Origin of the sequence: Streptomyces sp. NPDC050703 (assembly GCF_040654435.1) — a bacterium.
Taxonomy (GTDB): Bacteria; Actinomycetota; Actinomycetes; order Streptomycetales; family Streptomycetaceae; genus Streptomyces.
Window position 1 is genome coordinate 115,959 of the sequence record NZ_JBFAHX010000018.1, and the last position, 20,704, is coordinate 136,662.

Below are 20,704 nucleotides of genomic sequence, written 5' to 3' on the forward strand. Positions count from 1 at the left end.
GGCGATTCTCTCTACACCGACGGACAGTGGCTGTGGAGAGGTGACCTTCCCTTCTGCATAGAGAGGCACCACGTGGCACTCCCCGAAGAATTCGTTACCCATATTCGTAGCCACGCATATTCGATCCCTCGCGTGGAACATGCACGGCTCCTTGAGGTATCGGACTATGCAAATGAAAGGTGGTGAAGCTCCCAGCCTCGCCGTCGCTTCACATTCCGAGACCGTGTTCAACGGAGCACCCCTACGCAGCGCAGACCTCGCTAGAGCCGATACGGGACCTTGCCGGCCTCCCACGATGAAGCATTCACCCGAAACCTGCGCTGGGAGCCCACGACGAAGGCCGTGGCCGCTTCGAGTGGGACGAGCTGAGCTTTCCTCGGGAGCGTGAGCCCCATGCGTACGACTTGCAGCCTTATTGGCGGGCGTTGAGTCTCCCCCCGGGGGAGACCCGAGACTGACGGCATGAACACATCGCTCACGCCCCGCACGTCCACCGTCCTGCGGTGCCCGGCGGCGACCGCCACGGCTCCGGCCCTCCTCCTCCGCGCCTGGCGCGAGGAAGACGTCACGGCACTCGTCGAGGGCCACCGCGACGACCCCACGGAAGCCCCGCCGGGCGCCCCCTCCATACGGAACGAGCCCGACGCCCTGCGCTGGATCAACCTCCAGCAGCAGGCATGGGCCGTCGGCACGCGCTACGCCTTCGCAGTGCTGGAAACCCACCCCGACGACTCCGAGGGCGCCCTACTGGCTCACGTCGTCCTCAAGGACGCCGCACCCGGCAACCCCTCGGCGGAAGTCGGCTACTGGACAGCACCCCGGGCCCGAGGCCGCGGCATCGCGCCCCGGGCCTTGGAAGCCCTGACGACGTGGACCTTCACCACGTTCGCCCCCACGGGCCTGACCCACCTGAACCTCCTCCACCAGGTCACGAACGACGCCTCGTGCCGAGTGGCCCAGAAGACGGCGTACGCCTACTCCCACACGCTGCCGCCGTACCCGCCGATGTATCCGCGGGCGGGGCACGTGCATGTACGGCACGTAGACCTGCCGGCGACCCGGCCCGCGCTCCGCTTCGCCCCGGGCGACGACGCCGGCCCGGACACGTGATGAGGTTCGGAGCCCATCGATCGGTCGTACCAGTTTCCGGTACCAGCGTCGTACCATTTTCCCGTACCACCACGAGAAGGCGCGGCTCCGGAGCGCATAGTGGTGGCGTCCTGAGCGACCGCCCCGGCGGCGCTCCCAGACCCTGCCCCGCCCGCCGAAGGCATCGTCGCTGTCAGAGTGCCGCGAACCCGATGAACGCGGCCCACGCAGTCGCCCCTACGGTCAGCGCGGCGCGGGACACGTCCTTCGAGTCACGGACGTGAACCCTCCCGGGCCGACCGGCGACCTCGACGCATTCACCACCTTCCTCGCTGCTGTAGCTGCTCCTGCGCCATACCAACTGGTCTATGTGCAACTGATGTGCGTGCGCATTCATGGCTCTCCCAGCAACTTCTGTACGTACGCCGTCGATTCGCGAGGGGTCAGGGCCTGCGCCCGGATGATCCCGTACTTGGCCTCCAGCACACGGACGCGGTCCCGCTCCGTCTGCAGGCGGCTGACATTCTGCACCTCGGCGTACGCGATCCTCCGCCCTTCCTTGGTCTCGATCAAGGTGAAGGGACCAGCCATGCCGGCGTTCTCCTCACGGTCGAGCGGCATCACCTGGATCTCGATGTTTCGCCGAGCCCCCATCAGCAGAACATGCTCAAGCTGACCACGCAGGACGGCTCGACCCCCAATGGGACGCCTCAGCACGGCCTCGTCCATGACGAAGCTGGCGAGCGGCGCATCACGGCTGGACAGGACTTCCTGACGGGCCAGGCGTGCGCCCACTCGCTGTTCGATCAACCCGTCATCCATGGGCGGCCGCATCATCATGAAGACAGCCCGCGCATACTCCTCGGTCTGCAGAAGTCCAGGCACCGCCTGGTTCGCGTACACGTGCAGTTCGACGGCCTCTGCCTCCAAACGCGCCGCATCCCGAAAGAACGCCGGATAATGGGCCCGCGCAACCTCCTCCTTGCTCGCGCCCAACACCCCGCCCGCCCCCAGTACGTCATCCGCCTGGTCGATGAACTTCGGCGGCGGAATACGTCTGCCCTGCTCGAACGACGCGATCGTCGATGCCGAGTAACCACTCAGCGCCCCGAGCCTCGCGCGGTCCATCCCTGCCCGTTCCCGCAACAGCTTCAGCTGCCGCCCGAACACGCACAGCATGCCCGCGCCGACCTGATGTTCCGTCTCCCGCACCTCGTCGTCCACGCCACGACTCCTCCCGTACGACCCCACAGCCACCGGACACCTGACACCTGACACCTGACACCTGACACCTGACACCGCCCGCACAACGCAAGAGCAGGAAACCGGTCACGCCCGACACCACGTACAAGCCCACGGCGCACGGGTACAGCCCGCACTCGTCAGCGCGACGCTCCTGTTCAACGCTACGCACGGTCCGGAACCGTTGACCGCATGAAGTCACCGGTTCCCCCGAACAGGCACCTGCCACGACCCCCCGCGCGCGAACGCGAATTCGCGATGCGCTTCACCTCGACCCCGCGCGGTGCCCGCCTCGCCCGCCGACTCGTCTCGTACCGCCTGGATGACTGGGGCCACCCCTACGGGAGCCCGGTCAACGAGACCTTCACCCTCATCACGGCGGAGCTGACTGCCAACGCCGTACAGCACGGCCACGTCCCCGGCCGCGACTTCCATGTGCGCCTCACCCTGGTCGACAACACGCTCCGCGTCGAAGTCACCGATACCCGCGCCGAGAAGAGGCCCCCATCCACTCCACCGGCACCCGACTCCGCATCGGAGTCCGGCCGCGGCCTGCTCCTCGTCGCCGCCCTCGCGGACAGTTGGGGCATCACCCCTCGCACGGCCGCCCCCGGCAAGACGGTCTGGGCGGAGTTGTCCCACCCGGCCCCGCGCCCCACGCGCGCCCAACGCCCTGTCACCGACGCACCCGCGTAATTGCGCCACTCCCCAATACATCGTTGCGTCTGCAACTCCACATGAGCAAGGATGTTCGATACGCTACGAGGCGTAAGTGACGTGTGCGCGCACCGTGACGACCTGACCGGGTTATGGCGCACGGAAGCTGCCGATCAACGGGGTGGGTGGATGAAGTTCGACATGGGGGACACGACCCTCGCGGTCCTGGGGAAGGACACGGCGGGGTCCAGCGACGATCTCGGCACGCTGATCAATCTGCTGGTGCAGGCGGCCGAGCCTCTGGAGGGCAAGTTCAACGGGGCGGGCAAGGCCACCTTCGACTCGTTCAAGCTGCGCGCGGACGAGATCACCGCCGACCTGAACGGTGCGCTGTCGTCGATCCTGGGCGGTCAGGCCGGCATGGAGGAGGCGTTCGGCACGGGTGACGACGAGCAGGCCGACAACGCCCACCAGAACATGAGCGCCGCCAACTTCGAGGCCGCCCGCTTCTCCGGCTGAGCCGACCGGGCACACACGTATTCCAGCCACAGGGGGCTGTTTCGTCATGGCAAATCAGAACCGCCGCTCCTACGACACCGGCGCCTCGTCCGACGTCCAGGGCGGACTGCACATCATCATCGGCCAGTTGGAGCGCGTACTCGGCGACCGCGACCGCGCCGTCAAGGCCGCGATGGCCGACTACCAGGCCGACGGCGTCTCTGACGAGTACCACGGCAAGGAAGTCCGCTGGAACAAGGCGGCCAACGAGGTGCGCGACATCATCCGCCTCGTGCGCGGCACGCTGGAGAAGAACGACGGCACCGCACAGACCACGCTCGCCAAGGCCAGGGCCGCGGTCGACAACATCGTCTGACCGGCGGCACAGCGCAGTAGGAGCAGAGCACACGGGGACAAGTAGGGGGGAATCGGCATGCCCGCGTGGGACATCTCGCCGTCCGGGGTGGACTCGGTGACGTCGCTGGTGAGGATGGCGATGGACGACGTGGCCAAGGACGTCAAGGCGTACGGGGACCACGTCGAGAACGCGGTCGCCTCGGCAGGAACGATCAGCCCGGCCTACTGCGGGGCCGCGCCCGTCGGCCCGGTCGGCGCGGCGCTGCGCCTGTTCGTGGCGGAGACCGAGAACGACGTACGCTTCCTGGCCAAACGCTCCGTCAAGTCGGTGAACGGAGCGATCGAGGCGACCAACCACTACGTGGCCGGGGACCTGGAGCAGGCCGCGAACGCACAGCAGCAGGCGGCCCAGGCGCCCGACGTGACGGTGTTCCTGCCGTCGGCTCGCCGGGACGGGGGCTTCCCGTGACGGAGAAGATGGTCGACCCGGCGGGCATACCGCAGTTCACCGGCAACTTGGAGCAGCTGGCGAAGGACGCCTCCGGACTGCGCGGCGCCGCGACGGGGATACGCAGCGGCGGAGCCGACGTCCACTCCCGCTTCCAGATGCTCGGGGCGTACTACATCGCTCCGGAGGCCGAAGACCTGTTCTCCACCACCGAACCGGTGATGGACAAGGCAGACACCTTCGCCGCGGATCTGGAGACGGTGGCGGACGCACTGGACACGTTCGCCTCCGAGGTGCGTCCGCTCGCCGAGAAGCTGGTGTCGCTGCGGGAGAACGCCAGGAAGTTCGTGGCCAGTGTCGAGGGCGACGACGACTGGACGGACGACGGGGACAAGACCGACCGCAACAACGAGCTGGTGGCGGACGTGACCGCGACCAGGGCCGCCTTCGAGGCCGCCGAGCGCCGGGCGGCGAGCAAGATCTCGGCGCTCGTCGGCGGCCCGAGGTTCATCGAGGACGACGGCAGCCACAAGGCCACCGAGCAGACGGTGATGTACGGCTACGACGCCGACCTGCTCAAGCAGGCGAAGGACCTGCCGTGGGGCAGCCCGGTGAGCCAGACCAGGCCCGACAACCTCGGCGGGCACCTCACGTCCTTCTTCTACGACGGTTTCGTCAAGAACGGCGCGGTGGCCAGCGTCGAGGGGCTGGGGCGCCTGGTGGGCATCGGCGGCTCGGCGAAGGACGCCTGGCAGGGCCTCTACGACGTCTCGGCGGGCGCGGGTCACTACCTGATGAAGCCCACGGACTGGATGCTGGACCAGACGATGTTCGCGACCGAGGACACCGCGGACATGAAGCGGCAGAAGACCGCCTTCCGTGAGTTCGGCAAGGCCTTCGTGGCCTGGGACCAGTGGGAGGAGCACCCGGCCCAGGCCGCCGGAACGGTCACCTTCAACGCCCTCACGTTCGCCGCGGGCCCCCTGGGCGCGGTCGCCAAGGGCGGCTCCGCCGCCGCCAAGGCGGGCGCAGCCACCGGCAAGGTGGGCCTGGGTACGAAGGCCGCCGGCATCGGCGCGAAGATCGGCACGTACGCGGACCCGTTCTCGGCGGCGCTCGCCGTGGGCGGCAAGGCGGTCGGCAAGGTCCCGACGATCGCCGAACTCACGTCCCGCCTCACGGCAAAGGCCGAAACCACACCGGAAATTCAGGGCGTACACAGCGTCCTCGAAGTCGGGGGCCACAAGGTCCTCGTCAAGGACGGCCAGTTCCTCCCGCTGAACGCCGAGGGCCGACCGATCAGGGACACGGCACGCAGCGAGGCGGCCAGCACCCAGCGGGCGGCTCCCGATCACACGCCGTCCGACCGGAATCTCACGCTTGTCGGCACCGGGGCCAGGGGGCCCGAGCCCGTCGCGCATGTCGGTGGCCATAATCCGTCTCAGGCCACTCATGACGCCCATGGGGGTGGTGGCGGCCCCGATTCCCCACGACACCAGAACAACGGCTATGCAGACGGCGCGTCACGTTCCCGTCCTGATGATGCTTCATTCACTTCTGGAGCGACAAAATCAAACACTGGGGCAAGCGCCGACAGCGCGCCTGAGCAGTCCGCCGCAGGAGGCCCCAACAACGGGGAGCCAACTGCTGCAGAAACTAGGAAAATTCAGGAGGAACACGCCTGGAAAGCCAATAACGATCCTGCGTGGCGCAAAAAGTACTACGACGAAATTGGTCGCAGGCTTCGCTCTCGACGCAAGGTCGATGGCGTCACACTTGCCGAACTGGCCCTGGACGCACAAGGCAAGTTTGTCCTGAAGCATGACCTGCCGGACGGGCCGTCGGAGACCAGATTCGGGGCTAAGCCACTCGATAGAGGCACTGCTCCTGACGGCACTCTTCCTGCTCTCGATGAGGCAGCCAAGCACCGCGAGTTGTCCCGGGAGCTCCTGAACGCCGAGAGATCAGTAAAAAAGGATCCGTCTGCCCTCAACAAAGCTACCCTCGACAAGGCACAGTCCGCCTTCACCGCGGAATTCGGGTCCCTCCACAACAACACCAAGATCGCCGAGAGGCTCGGCACCCTTGCGGCGAGACTCCATGTGATCGCTAAGGTCTTCCCGGACGCCAGAAGGATTATCGACCTTCCGCAGACAGCCAATGGTGCGCACATGTTCGATGACGTGTACGAGTTGGGCAACGACGGCTCTCGCCTCATCGTCGAACACAAGGCTCCTGGTGCAGATCTCGACTGGCGCCTTGGGCGCGCCGACCCGGACCCGAGCAACCCGCACGCCGGCGACGACGGCGCGGCCCAAGGGATGAGGGTCAAGCAAGGGACCGTACCGTACATACGTACAATTCTCGCGGAGATGACGCGCAGGGGTGGCCGGGACGCCGTGATAGCAGGGGACCTGCGACGAGCACTCAAGCAAGGCAAGCTGCAGTACGTCCTGGTACAAGCGAACGCCCCCCTCAACGGCGCCTACGCTGGTGCCGTTATCGAGCACCTGAACATCAAATGAGAGGAGGCAAAGTGGTCACCCTCGTACCCAGGCATGCTTTTCGCACCGACACGGCAGCCCAAGCCATGGAGCCGATCATCAAGAGCGCCAAGGAAGTGCTCGACGATATCGAGACCTCCGAGTTCGACCGATTCGACGCCTTGGACTACTCGCTGGCCGTGGCGAAGTGGCACTGCCTGGCGGACCCCATGGCGGAGGAGATCGCCACCTGGGACGCATGGGTGACGGCCATGCAGGTTGGCTCCGCACTGTTCATCTCCGGCACTGCGGCCGAAGGGCCCGTGCCATGCCGAATCGGAACCAAGGGCGAGGTGAAGCAACTCCCTGCGACAGGCCCGCAGGAGTACCTTCATGCGGGAGCTTGGCTTACCTCCTTCTACCTTGCTGCAATCTGCCGCGAGAATGAACGTCTCGACCGGCTCGCCCGCATTCCCATTTCGTTCCTTCAAGCTTCCGGCGTCGAATTCGACGACTACATTTACGCATGGGTGCAGACTCTGCAGAATGCATGGTTCCGCCGATCGGAAACCTGGGAAACCCTGGCGACTGCGATCAATGGTACTGACCCCAACACCGAACACATCGCCAGCGCTGAACTGATGCTGAAAGTTCTCTACCCGCCGTTGGAAATGTTTCACCGCTACCAGCGGCAAGATGCGGCACAGTTCAATGAGGCGCTGGCGAAGGCTCTCACCTGGCACAAGGAATACTGGAGCGCCGATGAGGCACGCTCTTTGAGTGGTGAAGGACTGGTCGCCTTGGGCCCATTGGCCGTTGCCTGCATGGCGCACGACGCAGGAATTCCCATCGAAGTCGAGTCCGAGTACATTCCTGTCGCTCTGCTTGAGCGTGACAGGGTGGGCGAGATCGACACCTGACCGCGCCGAGCGACTAGGAATTGAAGACCATCAGAAGCGAACACCCATGACAGCCCAGGACTACGACAGTCAGCTACTGGAGTCCGTCTCCGTTCGGCGGCGGCGGCTTCGGGATGCGGTGCTCTTCGGGGCGCAGCGGCAGCGGCGGAGTGTGGATGAGCGGCTCGGGAAAGTGTTTGCCGGGGTCGTGATCGCGGCTGTGCTGTGTGCCGGGTGCGTCGGGTGGTCGTTCATCTCGCATCGGCTCATCGGGAAGGGGCCCTACGGCTCCTCCGTGCCGACGGCTCCGGCGTCCGCGCCGTCCTCCGCGCCGGGCTACTCGCCCTCTATGACCCCTTCCTCTCGATGATAGGTTCGAACGCGTGATATCTGCGGGGCCGCTGAGCCGCACGAGCGGTGGCAGTGCGGGCGGTACGAGTCGTACAGCCTTGAGTCGCGTCACCCTGGTCGGCGAGCTGCGGCGCGTGGATCTCGTTCTTCCCTCCCAGGAGCCGATCGGGCTGCTCCTTCCCGAAGTGCTGCGGCTGCTGGATGATCAGACCGCCGAACGGCCCATGCTGCGGCACCTCGTGACTGCCGACGGTTCCGCGCTCGCGCACGACAGCACCCTGGAGTCCGCCGGCGTACCGGACGGTGCCGTGCTGCGGCTCGTGCGGGCCGAGGACGCGCCCTCCGCGCCCGTCGTGCACGACGTCACCGACGAAGCCGCCGACGACCTCGACATACGGGCCTGGCGGTGGCAACCCCGGGCCCGGCGCGTGGTCGCCGGGCTCGCGACGCTCGTATGGGCGCTCGCTGCCGGGGTGTTGGCACGGCGGGACGTCGAAGCCGCCGCCGTCGGCAACGCCCTGCTCGGCGCCGCCGGCGTGGCGGCTCTCGCCGGAGCCCTGCTCGGGTGGCTGCGGCGGGCCGGGCTTGCCGCCACTCTCATCGTGACCGCCGGGGCCCTGGGCATCCTGGGTACCTGGACGCTCGCCGATGCTCACTCCTGGTCGGGGGCGACCCTCCTGGCAGGGACCGCCGCCGGCCTCGCGGTGGCGCTTCTGCTGCTCGGCTGGTTCTCCCCGCTGGGGCGCGGCGCGTTGATCGGCGCCGGCGCCCTTGTGGGGTGCCTTGTCGCCTGGGAAGCGGCCGTCGCTCTCCAGGGCGGGGCCGGGACCTCGGCCGAGCAGGCCCGTGCGGGCGCGCTCCTCGCTGTCGTCTCCGTGGTCGTCCTCGGTGTGCTGCCTCGGCTCGCCCTGATGGCCTCGGGGCTCTCCGGTCTCGACGACCGGCGGTCGGGTGGCACCTCCGTAAGCCGGTACCGCGTCGGCACCGCTCTCACCGCCACCCATCGGGGCCTCGCCCTCGCCACCGTCGTGCTGTCCGCCTCCGCGAGCGCCGCCGGGGTGCTGGTGCTGCGCGCGCCGACCGTGTGGACGGTGCTGCTCGCGGTCGTCACCGCCGTCGTCCTCGCGCTGCGGGCGCGTGCCTTCCCGCTGGTCGCCGAGGTGGTGGGGCTGCTGGTCGCCGCCGCCGTGATCGTGGTCGCGTTGATGGTGGAGTGGCTCGCGCGGGCCGCCGCCGCGGGGCCGCTCGCCGTGCTGGTCGCCCTCGCGCTCATACCTCTGGTGGTGCTGGCCGTGGAGCCCGCCGAGCACGTGCGGGTGCGGCTGCGTCGTATGGGCGACGTGGTCGAGTCGGTGGGCGTGATCGCGATGCTGCCGCTGGTCATCGGGGCCTTCGGTGTGTACGGGCGACTGCTCGACACCTTCGCGTAGGGGTGAGCGGCGGCATGGCTCAGGGAAGCGACTGGCAGCGGGATCTGCTGCGTGAGTTGGAGGCGGAGGGAACCCCCGCGGGTGGTGCCACCGCGAGCGGTACCCCCGGCAGGGCCATCCCAGGCAGCGCCATCCCAGGCAACGCCCCCGCGAGTAACGCCGCCCCAGGCAACACCCTCCCAGGCAACGCCACCGCGAGTGACAGCTGCCCCGGCAACGCCATCCCAGGCAACGCCCCCGCGAGCAGCCCCCCTGCGGGCGGCGGCACCCCTGCGGGCGGCACCTCCGCGCGCACACCCCCCGCCCCCGAGCCCCGCCCCCCGGGGCCCCGCGCTCCCGACCCCCGAACCCCCGAATCCACCCCCACCGTCGACCCCCGCCTGGCCATCGCCCTCGGCCGCCCCCAGCACGGCGACTCCGCGGTCCGGCGTACCGGGCGCTCCATCCGGAAGCTCGGCGCGTCCGCCGGGCGGGAGACCTCCGAGCGGACGCGGCTCGCCCGCGAGGTGCAGCAGCCCGTCACCACCGGGCGCGTCATCGCGGTGACCAGCATCCGCGGCGGCGTCGGCAAGTCCACCGTCTCCGCGCTGCTCGCCCGTACGTTCAACCACTACCGGCACGATCCGGTCCTCGCCCTGGAGGCCGACGCCGCGCTCGGCACGCTGCCCGTGCGGCTGGGGGCCGAGTCCGTGCGCTGGGCCGCCGCCGATCTCGCCGGGGTGCTCAGCCCGGCCATGCGGCTCACCGACGTCACCGGGTATCTCGTGCCCGTCGCCGACGGCGGCTGGCTGCTGCCCGCCGGGCAGGGGCGCGTCGGCGCGCCCCTCGACGTGCCCACGTACCGCACCGTCACCCTCGCCCTGCGCCGCTACTTCGCCGTGACGGTGGTGGACTGCGAATCGCTGCCCGGCGAGGTGGCCCGTACCGCGATGGACACCGCCCACGCGCGCGTGGTGGTCGCCCCGATGACCGCCGAGGGCGTCAACGGCACCCGCGTCGTACTCGACTGGCTGGCGAGGCTGCCGCACTCGGCGCTGGCCACCACGGTCGTCGCCCTCAGCGCCAACTCCCCGGACACCACGCTCGACCTGAAGACGGCCGCCGCGCACCTGCGGGAGACCGGGGTGACCGTCGTCCCGCTCCCCTACGACCGGCACCTGGCCCAAGGAGGCCCCATCCACACCCGCATGCTCGGCCGGAGCACCCGCGACGCCGCCGTCCACCTGGCCGCCGAGGCGATGCACAGGGCGGTGCGGGTGCGATGACCCGGCGTCTCGTCCACCGCCCGGCCCGCAGCACCCAGCCCCTCGCCGCCGCCCCGGAGCGCACCATCGAACCGCCGCCCAACCTGCCCGAGGGCAAGATGGGCAACGCCGCGACCGCGCTGCTGCCGATGGCCGGCGTCATGGGCTCGGTCGTGATGATGACGGTCATCCGCAACAGCCAGTTCGCCGCGGTCGGCGCGATCGTGCTCGTCTTCGCGCTGCTCGGCGCGGTGGCGCTCTTCCTGTCCCAGCGCGGCAAGGCCCAGCGCACCCGGCGCGTCCAGCGCGAGCGGTATCTGGAGTACGTGGAGGAGCAGCGCGAGGAACTCGGCGGAGTCGAGAAGGAGTTGCGGAGGCGGGCGCGGGTCCTCGACCCGCCCCCCGCGGCCCTGTACGACCTCGTCCGTGACCCGGCGCGCCTGTGGGAGCGGCGCAGGCCCGACGCCGACTTCCTGCGGGTGCGGCTCGGCACCGGCGACGTGCCCGTGCAGGGCATCGCGATCGGGCAGAGTCCGGGCAGCGGTGTGCTGACGCCGCCCGATCCGTTCATGCTGAACGAGGCGCGGGCCCTGCAGCACCGGTTCGCCTCCGCCACCGACTTCCCGCTGGTCGCGCCGCTGGACCGCGCGGGCGACGTCAGCGTCGTCGGCGACCGGGAGGGCGTCCTGCGGGTGGCGCGCGCCCTGCTGATCCAGACCGCGGTGACGCACGCGCCGGACGACGTGGCCATCGCCCTGGGCGTGCCCGAGGACCGGCTCCCCGACTGGGAGTGGGCGAAGTGGCTGCCCCACGTCCTCGACACGCGGCAGGACGACGGGCCGGTCGCGGCCCGGCGGATCGCCCCGGACCTCGACCGGCTCGCCCGGCAGTGCTCCGCGGATCTGCGGCGCCGCGCCTCCTACGCGGCCGAAGTGCGCCGCGGCCTCTCCGACCGCGACGCCCTGCGGATGAACGACCGGCTCCTCGTCGTCAGCGACCGCCACGGCGGCACGGCCGGCGAACTGCCCCGCCCGGACTCCGCCGTCGGCCTGACCGGCATGGGCGTGACCGTGCTGCATCTGCTTGAGCGGCAGGTGCACGAGCCGGACCAGGTGAGCGTCCGCATCACCGTCGACGGCGACCAGGTGAGCGTCGAGGATCTGCGCACCCCGGATGCGCCGCCCAGCCGCGGCACCGCGGACGACGTGAGCGCCGCCGGTGCCGAAGGTCTCGCGCGCATGCTCGCCCCGCTGCGGCTGTCCGCCGAGTCCGCCGCCGACGGCACCCCGATCTCGGGGCCCGTCGACTTCCCCGGGCTGCTGGGCGTCGAGGACCCGGCCGTCCTCGACCTCGCGGCGCTGTGGGCGCCGCGCGGCGAGCGGGACTTCCTGCGCGTCCCCATCGGCCTCGACGACCGGCACCAGCCGGTCCTGCTCGACCTGAAGGAGTCCTCCGAGCTGGGCATGGGTCCGCACGGGCTGTGCGTGGGCGCGACCGGTTCCGGCAAGAGCGAGCTGCTGCGCACCCTCGTCCTCGCCCTGGTGGCCACCCACTCCCCCGAGGATCTGGCGCTGGTCCTGGTCGACTACAAGGGCGGTGCCACCTTCGCCCCGTTCACCGGGCTGCCGCACGTCGCCGGTGTCATCACCAACCTGGAGAACCAGGCCGGACTCGTCGAACGCGTCCACACCAGCCTGGCCGGTGAGGTCAAGCGCCGCCAGCAGGTGCTGAAGGACGCGGGCAACGTCGCCGACATCGGCCACTACGCCGCCCTGCGCGAGGAGCGGCCGGAGCTCGAACCGCTGCCGCACCTCTTCGTCGTCATCGACGAGTTCGGCGAACTCCTCACCGCCAAGCCCGACTTCATCGACCTGTTCCTCTCCATCGGCCGCATCGGCCGCTCCATCGGCGTGCACCTGCTGCTCTCCAGCCAGCGCATCGAGTCGGGCAGGCTCAAGGGCCTGGAGACCTACCTCTCCTACCGGCTCGGCCTGCGCACCTTCTCCGCCGACGAGTCGCGCACCGTCCTGGACACCGTGGACGCCTTCCAGCTGCCACCGCTGCCGGGCTTCGGCTACCTCAAGGTGGACACCTCGACGTACGAACGCTTCAAGGCCGGTTACGTCTCCGGCGCCTACCGCGGCCCCGCCCTGCGCGAGCGGCCGGACGAGGAACCCCTCGCCCGGCCCTACCCCGCCTTCACCACCGGCCACGACCCCGTGACCGGCGTACCGGAAGAACCCCCGGTACGGGAGCGGGACACCGGCCCCACCGTCCTGTCGGCCATGGTCGACCAGCTGTGCGCGGCGGCCCCTCCCGTGCGGCGCATCTGGCTGCCGCCGCTGCCCGACGCCATCGCCCTCGACGCCGCCGCCGGGCCCGTGCAGGCCTCCGCGCAGGGCCTCCACCTGACCCTCGCCGAGGGCCCCATGCGCGTACCCCTGGGTGTGCTCGACGACCCCGCCGCCCAGCGCCAGCAGCCCTGGGTCCTCGACCTGACCGTCGCCGGAGGCCACGCCGCCGTCATCGGCGGCCCGCAGTCCGGCAAGACCACGCTGCTGCGCACCCTCGCGTTGTCCCTCGCCCTGACCCACACGCCGCGCCAGGTCGCCGTGTACGGTCTCGACCTCGTCGGCGGCGGCCTGTCCGCGCTGGCCGGACTGCCGCACGTCGGGGGCATCGCGGGCCGCGCCGACCACGAACGCGCCGCCCGCACCGTCGCAGAGGTGCGGGCCCAGCTCACGGCCCGCGAGGAGCTGTTCCGCGCGTACGGCATCGACTCCGTCGACCAGCTGCGCCGCCTGCGCGCCCAGGGCAAGCCGACCGGTCTCGGCTCGACGGACATCGTGCTGCTCATCGACGGTTTCGGCGCGCTGCGCGACGAGTTCGCCGAGCTCGACGACACCGTCGCCGACCTCCTCAGGCGCGGCAGCGGCTACGGCATCCACGTCGTCGCCGGGATGCTGCGCTGGAACGACGTGCGCATCGCCACCCAGTCGATGTTCGGCACCCGCGTCGAACTGCGCCTGAACGACCCCTCCGACTCCAGCGTCGACCGCAAGCTGTCCGAGACCCTGGCCGCCGGCACCCCGGGCCGGGTCCTGACCGACGCCAGGCTCTTCGCCCACACCGCCCTGCCCCGCATCGACGGCCGCCCCTCCACCGGGGACCTCGGCCCCGCCCTGGAGAGCGCCGCGCGCACGCTGCGGGCCGGCTGGCACGGCGAACCCGCCGCACCCGTACGGGTCCTGCCCACGGCCCTGCCCGCCGCCAGGCTGCCCTCCACCGTCGCCGAACCGTCACGTATCCCGCTCGGCGTCGAGCAGGACACCCTCGCCCCGGCCCTCCTCGACCTGGCCGGGCAGGACCAGCACCTGCTGATCCTCGGCGACAACGAGTGCGGCAAGACCAACCTGCTCAAGCACATCGCCCACCAGCTCATCGCCCGGTACGGCGACGAGGACCTGGTTTTCGGGGTCTTCGACCCGCGCCGCGGCCTGCGCGGCGCGATCCCCGAGCCGTACCGGGGCGGCTACGCCCACAACACCAAGCTCGCCGCCGCCCTGGCCACCGGCATCGCCGGTGAGCTGGAGAAGCGCCTGCCGGAGACCGCCGACCCGGACACGATCACCGAGGGGCCCGCCTTCACCGGCCCGCGCATCGTGATCCTCGTGGACGACTACGACATCCTCACCACCGCGGGCCGGCAACCCCTGGCGGCCTTCCTCCCCTACGTCTCCTCCGCCCAGGACATCGGCCTGCACTTCGTCGTCACCCGGCGCGTCGCGGGCTCCTCCCGCGCCCTGTACGAGCCCTTCCTCAGCACCCTGCGCGAGAGCGGCACCACCGCCCTGCTCATGACCGGTGACCGCACCGAGGGCCAGCTCTTCCCCGGCCTCTACGCCTCCGCCCAACCGCCCGGCCGCGGCACCCTGGTGCGCCGGGGCCGCCGCCACCAGCTCATCCAGACCGCCCTCGCCGACGGGGCCGACGACACCGCGGAGAACCAGCACCCGTGACCAGAGACGTCATCGCCCTCACCCCCGAGATGCCCGACGCCAAGACCGTGCTCGCCGGCCTCTTCGCGGGCGGCCCCGACCTCGGCGTCACGTCCGTGGCGGACGGCGCCGTGGTCCAGCTCCGCGCCCCGAACGGCCGCCCCCTGGTCTCCGTCGAGGCCCCGCTGCTCATCCAGGTCCCCGGCGAGGCACAGCGGCTCCTGGGCCCCGACGCGGCAGAGCCCGAAGGGGCGTACTGGTGGACCGAGGCCCGCGCGTCCACCGCCGTCGAGGAGGGCGAACGTCTGGCGGGCTCGTTCGCCGGGCGCGTCGCCGCCGTGCTCGGCGGCACGGTCTGGCCACCGGAGGCGGCCCACACCGAGGTCGTCCCGCTCACCTCGGAGGCCGCCACCGCCTCGGAGGCCGCCACCGCCTCGGCCGCGGGCACCGCCTCGGCCGCGGGCACCGCCTCGGCCGCGGGCACCGGAGTCGGGGCGACGCCACCGGCCGTCGACGTCCTCACGGACAAGGCCGCGGTCGTCATCCAGGACCGCCGCCCGGTCGTCGCGATGACCAGCTGGCTCGCCGACGCCCTGCGCACCGCCGCGGCGGGCGACCGCGCCCTGCAGATCGTCACCCCGCCCGGCACCCGCCTGACGCTCCCCACCCGCGAGGCACTGCGCGGACACCCCAACCGCTGGGTCGTCCAGGGCCCCGGCCGCGGCTACTACGACGGCCTCTCCGGGGCCCGGCTCCACTGGCGGGACGGGCACTTCACGCCGGTCACGTCCGGAGACGGCGGCGCTCCCCGGATCGCCGACGCGTACAAGCCGGACGAGGCCCGGCCGCCCGCCGAACGCCAACTCGCCCTCTCCCTGCACACCACGCACCCCGCCGACGAGAACCTGCTCCTCGGCCGCGCCCTGGAAGCGGCCTGGCGCGCCCTGACCGGCGCCCCGCCGGCCGGCTGGTCGACCGCCGAACCCATCGGCCTGCCCTGGTCGCCCCGTCAGCTCACCGAGCTGGCCCGCGCCCGCGCCCAGCGGTCCGCCCCCACCTGGCTGACGGCCGTCGGCGCCCCGGACCGCCCGGCCATCGCCACCACCCGCGTCTCCCACACCCCGGCGGGCATCGAGGAGCACATCACCCTCACCCTCGGCTACGCCCCCGACGAGGCCCCGCCCCTGGATGCCCTCGCCCCGCTGGCCGGACTCCTCGCCGCCGAGCACGGCCTGACCTCCCTGCTCACGACCCTCCGCCCCGCCCGCGGGGACCTCACCGTCCCGCCCCACTTCGAGGCCCCGCCCCTCCCCCTCTCCTTCACCCTGGGCCCGGCCGCGGTGACCGGCATCGGCCTCACCCACGCCGAACAGCCGCAGGCCGGCCTCCACCCCACCCGCCTCGGCCCACCGGCCCGGCCCGCGCTGCATTACGCACTGGGCGACGGCACGGACCCCGACGCGTGGAGCAGGCTGGAGCACCTCACCAGGCATCTTTCGTCGGTCTAGTCGTCGAGATCACGTCACCGCTGCGACCGGTACGTGTCCAGCAGGCGCCGGCCCGCTGCCGTGAAGGGGTGCTCCGGTCCCAGTCCGCGTTCCCGCCGCGCGACGACGTCGGCCATCAGCCCGATCGCCTCATCGACATGGCCCAGCGCCGCCCGTGTCCGGGAGAGCAACTGCCGGGCCGCGAGGACGATCGGGTACTCCGGCCCGAAGCGCCGCACATACGCGTCGGCGACGAACCTGATCTCGCTGTCGGCCTCGTCGAACCGGCCCAGGAGGTACAGCGCCCACGCATGGTTGTGCCGGGCGCCCAGGGTCACCGTGTGGTCGGGCCCGAGGAGCCGTGCGCACTCCGCCGGCAGCACGAGCAGCGCACCTTCTTCCTCGGTGACGATCTCGCTCGCGGGCAGCATCTCCAGCAGGCTGGCGCGGGCGCGCAGGGTCAGCGGATGCGCGGGACCCAGCACCGAGCGACGTCCTGCGACGGTGGCGCCGAGCATCGCGACCGACTCCTCCCGTCTGCCGAGGTTCGCAAGGACGAGCTGGAGACCGTAGGAGGTGTCCAGGGTGTCGGGGTCGTCGGCCCCGAACAGCCTCTCCTGTCTGGCGCGGACATCGCGGAGCGACGACTCGGCCTCGACGAACCTGCCCAGCCGGAACAGCGCCCGCCCGGCCCGGGAACGGGCGGCGAGGATCGTACGGTCGTCGGCGCCGAGCAGCCGGCGCGCGAGGTCCGCGGCGGTGCGGGAGGTCTCCCAGGCCGAGAGGTAGTCACCGGTCCGGTGCAGAGCGACGGACAGCCGCGTCGCCACGGCCAGGGCGTCGGCGGCGGCCGACGGCTCGCCGACACCTCGCAGCAGGGCGAGCGCATGCGGCACCAGCAGACGCAGCCGCGGCTCGTGCGGCCCGGCGTCGGGCACGGCGGGCACGGCCGCGTCGAGCAGTCGTACGGCCGCCGTGTCCAGAGCGGGCGTCAGCTCGGCGGGGGTCGCGGCCCGGACGCTGTCGAGCAGAACGCCGTGGCTCTGCACGCAGCGCATGCCGACGATGTCGACCAGCTCGGACAGCGACTGGTCGAGCAGTGCCCTCAGGGCCGTCTCGATTCGGGCCCTGGGCAGGACGTCACCGATGCCCTCATGGTCGAGCAGGGCCAGTGGCAGGGGTTCGGCGGCGAGTCTGGCCAGCAGTCTGAGCAGCGCCGCCGCTTCGGGCAGCCCGCGCGCCTCGAAGGTGTCGAGGGTCAGCTGCCAGGTCAGGCCGACCAGGTGCCGCGGGTCGGCTTCGGACAGTGCGTCGGCCCCGCGGTCGATCAACTCGACCCGTTCGTCCCCGTCGAGGTGCTGTCCGTAGGCATCCATCGTCCACGGGTCGAGCACCTGGTGGGCGAGGAAGCCCCCGGCCAGAGTGAGGGCGAGCGGCAGCCGCCCGAGCCGGTCCGCGATCCGCGCCGCCTGCTCCGCCGTACCGCTGTGCGGGGCGAGGTCGCGCAGGACGAGCGCGGCGTCCTCCCGTGGCAGGACGCCGATGTGCTGGAGCTCGGCCCCCGGCCACCAGCGGGCCGCCGCCCGGCGTGTGGTCACCACGACGATGCCGCGCGGGCTGGTGCGGAGCCAGCTGCCGTCCCGCAGGATCTCCGGCTCGTCGGCGTTGTCGAGGACCAGCAGCCAGGGCTCGGCGGAACGGTCGAGGTACCGCCAGACGAGGTCGGCGGCGGGACGCAGGCCGTTACGGGCAGCCAGCAGTTCACCGTCGCTCGCCCCGCGGTCGGCGGCCACGGCGAGCATGCCGCCACGCAGGCTCGCCCGGTCGGAGGCGTTGACCCACAGAGCTGCCCGGCCCTGGTCACCGGCGACCTCCTGGAAGAGGGTGCACGCGACCGCCGTCTTGCCCGAGCCGCCCATGCCGTACAGCACGTAGACCTCACGCCCGCGCCCCGCCCCGACGCAGGACCGCAGGCGTTCCATCACCTCGCTGCGGTCGCGCAGTATGACGGGAGGCCGACCCACCGCGGGACGGCGCACCGAGTCCGGGCCGCTGCACTCCGACCCGTCGTCACCGTAGTGGTGGTGCTCGTTGATGTGCTGGTCGCCGGAGGCCTGGAAGACCCGGCCATGGTTCGCGGCGTGGCCGTCCATTCCGCCCGTCATCGGTCCGCGATGTGCTGGTCCCGCCCCGCCTGGTAGACGCGGCCGTGGCCGGAAGCGGTGGCGTGCTGGGTCACCTGCCGGGCCGCCGAACCGCCGGGATCGAGTTCGTCCAGCAGCCTGCGCAGTTCGTCGGCGGCGGCGGGCCGGGCGACGACCAGACGCCTCAGTAACCCTTGCCACTGCAGGCGCAGTTCCTCCAGCGTCTCCTGGTCGTGCGCCGCCACGGCGGCCAGCACGTCCGCGCGGCCGGCTTCCAGTTCGGCGGCCACCGTCTCGGCCCGTTCGGGTTGCATGCGCTGCCAGAGCTGCGTGAACCCGTCACGCGTGCGCTGCCAGGCATCCGCTGCCATCAACGTGACCAAGGTGGTTCCCGCACTCTGTGCGAGCGATGTCACTTCCGGGTCCACAGCCGTCCCTCCATTCACCCTATTTTCCGACCGCACAGCAGAAAAAACGTGCCTTCCTAGTGCCGGCTTGATTTTCTTTGCAGCCAATATCATTCCACCACCGAGCGGCACGGGACAAGGAGGGACCAAACCACGCCATTACCCCTGCGGACGGCGCCCGGCACATGGCCAGGCGGGTTCATGGCACGCTACAGTAAACTCCCGACCGATCCAGGGGGAGCCGCATATGGCCAGGCCATGGGAAGCAGATCCGGACGCGACTTTCAAGCAGCGCCTGGGGAAAACACCTCAGGAACTCGGAAATACCACCGGAACTCCCGACTGCCCCGACATCTGGGAACTCACCAATGGGGACATCGCCGTCATCGGGCGGGACCTCACCCAGGCACTGGCAGAGAACCTGCCCGACGGAGTCTCGATCGGCTCGGACGAACGCCTCGTGGTCATTCCCAGGAACATGCTCATCGCGGCGAGGCCGGACATCCCCAGTGTTTGACTCTTTTACCGCCGGCGTCTTCCAGCGCATGGATCGCCCTACGTACCATGCGGATCTCGGCCGGGTTTATACCAGCGGTATCGGCTTCCTGAACAAGCTTGAGCGCGGGCAGCACTTCGCGGAGCGCGGCTTCGCGAGTTGGGAGGCCTTCGCGGCGGGTGACTGGGCCGGAGCGCTGTCCCTGGCCGACGCGGGCCGCGAGGAGTACGCGGAGGAGCTACGCCGGGCCGAGCGCCTCGGAGTCCCGCACCGCCGCCTCCGCGTGGTCGAATTCCCGGTCACGCCGTACGTGCAGTGGGAGTTGTTCGTCCTGCGTGTACGCGTGGACCTGGGCGACGACATCAAGATCCTCGACGCCCAGGAGATCGCAGACATCGAACAGAAACGTCCGGTTCCGGAAGTGGTGGTTCTCGGCGAAGAGGTGATGTACGAGGTCGTGTACGACGACGCAGGGAACGCGGATGGCGCAAACCGTTGCAGTGACCGGTCGCTGATCCGGGAAACCAATGCGGGTTTCAACGCACTCTATGAGCGTGGGGAGAATTTCCGCGCATTCTTCGAGCGGGAGATCGAACCACTTCCCCCGCCTGCGGTCACCGGTATCGGGGCGCCGTGACCACAGGTGTCGACAGAGGCAGTCCGGAAAGGTGTTCCTTCAGTCTTTCCGCCATGGGCAGGCAGGTCGCGAAGGTGAGCCCGCCGGAGACGAGGGCCCCGACGACGGGAATGGCCTTCGATACGCTCTTCGGGGCGAAGGACTGCTTCGCCATCTGAACACCGAGGTAGTCGGCGGCCTTCTTCACCATGGGGCAGATGCCCCCTTTGAGTGCGCGTGAGCACGCCCATGGTCGCGCCATCGACGTCGTCGCCTTCGCCGGATAACAGATCAGGCCAGCTGTGGCCCGGAAGCGGCGGACAGAGGGTACGCCGCCCTGTTGCTCCGCCGGGCGCGGCTCGGTGAGCGGCAGACGAGTCGGGCTGTACGCCGGGTTCTGTGCCGCGGGTCCTCGCGGACGTCGCGGTGACGGCCATCCATCTAGGGCCGGCATTGCTGCCGGCCTCGTGCGGTCTACCCGCGGACTCGGGCGGGCAGCCCTCGAACGTCCGCGCAGAAGCGCCTTTTCCTGGGAAGAGGCGCTTCCTCTTGACCTTGCTCCAGGTGGGGTTTACCTAGCCGCCTGAGTCACCTCAGGCGCTGGTGGTCTCTTACACCACCGTTTCACCCTTACCGGGGGCCGGAGCCCTCGGCGGTCTGTTTTCTGTGGCACTGTCCCGCGGGTCACCCCGGGTGGCCGTTAGCCACCACCTTGCCCTGTGGAGCCCGGACGTTCCTCGGGAAGCGCCCCCGAAGGGGTCTTCACGCGGCCGCCCGCCCGGCTCGTCTGCCGTGCCGACCATGTTACCCGCCGGGTGCGCGGGCTCGGTGCCGCGGCCGTCCCCGGGGCCGCCGTCG

The 20,704-nt window shown here is 70.6% G+C and carries 18 protein-coding genes, 1 other RNA gene and 1 pseudogene; 14 read left to right on the plus strand and 6 right to left on the minus strand.

Going from position 1 to position 20,704, the window contains the following annotated elements:
• Window positions 1-462: 462 nt before the first annotated feature.
• Window positions 463-1,110 (plus strand): GNAT family N-acetyltransferase, encoded by a 648-nt coding sequence (locus tag AB0I16_RS18935; protein ID WP_363250555.1) that lies wholly within the window; start codon window positions 463-465, stop codon window positions 1,108-1,110.
• A gap of 172 nt (window positions 1,111-1,282) precedes the next feature.
• Here AB0I16_RS18935 and AB0I16_RS18940 read toward each other — a convergent pair whose 3' ends face one another.
• Together AB0I16_RS18940 and AB0I16_RS18945 are read right to left on the minus strand one after the other, a co-directional pair.
• Window positions 1,283-1,486 (minus strand): DUF397 domain-containing protein, encoded by a 204-nt coding sequence (locus AB0I16_RS18940; RefSeq protein ID WP_363250556.1) that lies wholly within the window; start codon window positions 1,484-1,486, stop codon window positions 1,283-1,285.
• Window positions 1,483-2,313, minus strand: coding sequence for a helix-turn-helix transcriptional regulator (locus AB0I16_RS18945; protein ID WP_363250557.1), 831 nt, complete (start codon window positions 2,311-2,313; stop codon window positions 1,483-1,485). Before AB0I16_RS18945 ends, AB0I16_RS18940 begins: the two co-directional genes overlap by 4 nt.
• 210 nt (window positions 2,314-2,523) lie before the next feature.
• On the opposite strand from AB0I16_RS18945, the gene AB0I16_RS18950 reads away from it, so the two are divergent.
• The 11 genes from AB0I16_RS18950 to AB0I16_RS19000 all read left to right on the plus strand — a co-directional run bounded on the left by AB0I16_RS18950 (window position 2,524) and on the right by AB0I16_RS19000 (window position 16,204).
• Complete coding sequence (locus AB0I16_RS18950; protein WP_363250558.1) at window positions 2,524-3,027, plus strand: ATP-binding protein; 504 nt, start codon at window positions 2,524-2,526, stop codon at window positions 3,025-3,027.
• A 150-nt stretch (window positions 3,028-3,177) separates the two neighbouring features.
• Entirely contained in the window at window positions 3,178-3,507 is a 330-nt protein-coding gene (locus tag AB0I16_RS18955) for a hypothetical protein (RefSeq protein ID WP_363250559.1), read from the plus strand.
• Between the two features lie 46 nt (window positions 3,508-3,553).
• Window positions 3,554-3,862, plus strand: coding sequence for a pore-forming ESAT-6 family protein (locus AB0I16_RS18960; protein WP_062777135.1), 309 nt, complete (start codon window positions 3,554-3,556; stop codon window positions 3,860-3,862).
• Window positions 3,863-3,919: 57 nt separating this feature from the next.
• On the plus strand, window positions 3,920-4,312 hold the full coding sequence (locus tag AB0I16_RS18965; protein ID WP_363250560.1) for a DUF6507 family protein: 393 nt from the start codon (window positions 3,920-3,922) through the stop codon (window positions 4,310-4,312).
• Entirely contained in the window at window positions 4,309-6,816 is a 2,508-nt protein-coding gene (locus AB0I16_RS18970) for a hypothetical protein (RefSeq protein ID WP_363250561.1), read from the plus strand. The genes AB0I16_RS18965 and AB0I16_RS18970 overlap by 4 nt, the downstream gene beginning before the upstream one ends.
• A gap of 11 nt (window positions 6,817-6,827) precedes the next feature.
• Complete coding sequence (locus AB0I16_RS18975; RefSeq protein ID WP_363250562.1) at window positions 6,828-7,694, plus strand: immunity 49 family protein; 867 nt, start codon at window positions 6,828-6,830, stop codon at window positions 7,692-7,694.
• 46 nt (window positions 7,695-7,740) lie between these two features.
• Entirely contained in the window at window positions 7,741-8,043 is a 303-nt protein-coding gene (locus tag AB0I16_RS18980) for a hypothetical protein (RefSeq protein ID WP_363250563.1), read from the plus strand.
• Window positions 8,044-8,122: 79 nt separating this feature from the next.
• Window positions 8,123-9,454: a type VII secretion integral membrane protein EccD gene (gene eccD, locus AB0I16_RS18985; protein ID WP_363250564.1), complete on the plus strand. Its 1,332-nt coding sequence runs from the start codon at window positions 8,123-8,125 to the stop codon at window positions 9,452-9,454.
• Between the two features lie 14 nt (window positions 9,455-9,468).
• Window positions 9,469-10,719 (plus strand): hypothetical protein, encoded by a 1,251-nt coding sequence (locus AB0I16_RS18990; RefSeq protein WP_363250565.1) that lies wholly within the window; start codon window positions 9,469-9,471, stop codon window positions 10,717-10,719.
• Entirely contained in the window at window positions 10,716-14,717 is a 4,002-nt protein-coding gene (gene eccCa / locus AB0I16_RS18995; protein ID WP_363250566.1) for a type VII secretion protein EccCa, read from the plus strand. Before AB0I16_RS18990 ends, eccCa begins: the two co-directional genes overlap by 4 nt.
• Window positions 14,714-16,204, plus strand: coding sequence for a DUF6177 family protein (locus AB0I16_RS19000; RefSeq protein WP_363250567.1), 1,491 nt, complete (start codon window positions 14,714-14,716; stop codon window positions 16,202-16,204). The genes eccCa and AB0I16_RS19000 overlap by 4 nt, the downstream gene beginning before the upstream one ends.
• Before the next feature lie 14 nt (window positions 16,205-16,218).
• Here AB0I16_RS19000 and AB0I16_RS19005 read toward each other — a convergent pair whose 3' ends face one another.
• Entirely contained in the window at window positions 16,219-18,348 is a 2,130-nt protein-coding gene (locus AB0I16_RS19005; protein ID WP_363250568.1) for a tetratricopeptide repeat protein, read from the minus strand.
• Window positions 18,345-18,755, minus strand: a complete 411-nt coding sequence (locus tag AB0I16_RS19010; protein WP_363250569.1) for a hypothetical protein — start codon at window positions 18,753-18,755, stop codon at window positions 18,345-18,347. The genes AB0I16_RS19005 and AB0I16_RS19010 overlap by 4 nt, the downstream gene beginning before the upstream one ends.
• Before the next feature lie 226 nt (window positions 18,756-18,981).
• Between AB0I16_RS19010 and AB0I16_RS19015 the strand changes: the two genes are divergently transcribed.
• The gene (locus AB0I16_RS19015) at window positions 18,982-19,251 is read left to right on the plus strand and encodes a hypothetical protein (RefSeq protein WP_363250570.1); all 270 of its coding nucleotides are present in this window, start codon (window positions 18,982-18,984) and stop codon (window positions 19,249-19,251) included.
• On the plus strand, window positions 19,244-19,867 hold the full coding sequence (locus tag AB0I16_RS19020) for a DUF6879 family protein (protein ID WP_363250571.1): 624 nt from the start codon (window positions 19,244-19,246) through the stop codon (window positions 19,865-19,867). Before AB0I16_RS19015 ends, AB0I16_RS19020 begins: the two co-directional genes overlap by 8 nt.
• 10 nt (window positions 19,868-19,877) lie before the next feature.
• On the opposite strand, the pseudogene AB0I16_RS19025 reads toward AB0I16_RS19020, so the two are convergent.
• Together AB0I16_RS19025 and rnpB are read right to left on the minus strand one after the other, a co-directional pair.
• Window positions 19,878-20,151: pseudogene (locus AB0I16_RS19025) on the minus strand (hypothetical protein); the annotation flags it as partial.
• Window positions 20,152-20,216: 65 nt separating this feature from the next.
• Window positions 20,217-20,632: RNase P RNA component class A (gene rnpB / locus AB0I16_RS19030), an RNA gene on the minus strand.
• Window positions 20,633-20,704: the final 72 nt, after the last annotated feature.